Source organism: Bartonella sp. AP40SXNS (assembly GCF_042195825.1).
In the GTDB taxonomy this organism is placed as follows: Bacteria; Pseudomonadota; Alphaproteobacteria; order Rhizobiales; family Rhizobiaceae; genus Bartonella.
Map to the genome: position 1 here is coordinate 1 of NZ_JBHIPB010000116.1, position 669 is coordinate 669.

1 pseudogene is annotated in these 669 nt (G+C 43.8%); it reads left to right on the forward strand.

The annotated features are described in order from the left end of the window. Positions 1–669 (forward strand): annotated as a pseudogene (locus ACFILZ_RS10080) (hypothetical protein); the annotation flags it as partial.

The window sequence follows — 669 nt, forward strand, 5'->3', positions numbered from 1 at the left end:
AGTGCTGATGGTCAACTTTTGCCGATAGGCTTTGAGAAGGTTGATAGAACGGTTTTTAAAACCTTTGATAAGTTTGCTCTTGATGAGATGCAAGGGGTTATAGACCCCATTGATAACCGGATTTACTGGTCCTTAAAAAGAGGTAATAACGAGCAAACGACCTTTGTCTATGATTGGGGATTGCAGAAATGGTCGACGCTACAGGGAAAACCTTTCACGTTGTTTCCAGTATTTACGACAGGTTATACTTTAGAACAGTTAGATGAGATCTCGATCAATCTTGAGACATTACCGGCTTCTTTAGACAGCCCTCGTTGGCAAAGTGGCGCACCCATGCTTGGTGCTTTTGATGACCAAAATCGGCTTGTTATGTTTACAGGTGCGCCGATGGAAGCAACGGTTGTTTCGCAAGAATTGGGAGCACCAGATGGAAGTTTTAACTTTATCACGAAGATGTTTGCTGAAGTTGATACGACGGAAGGTCTTTTAAGCATAGGAGAGCGTCGGCTTCGCAATCATCAGACACCGATTACATGGCATAAGGAGAGGGCATGTTCATATGTCACGGGCGCTTATCATGGTCGTTCGCGCAATCGTTATCACCGCTTTAAATTGCGTATTCCTGAAGGCGTTCATTGGAACCATATCACAGGGTTTAATGTGGATTTA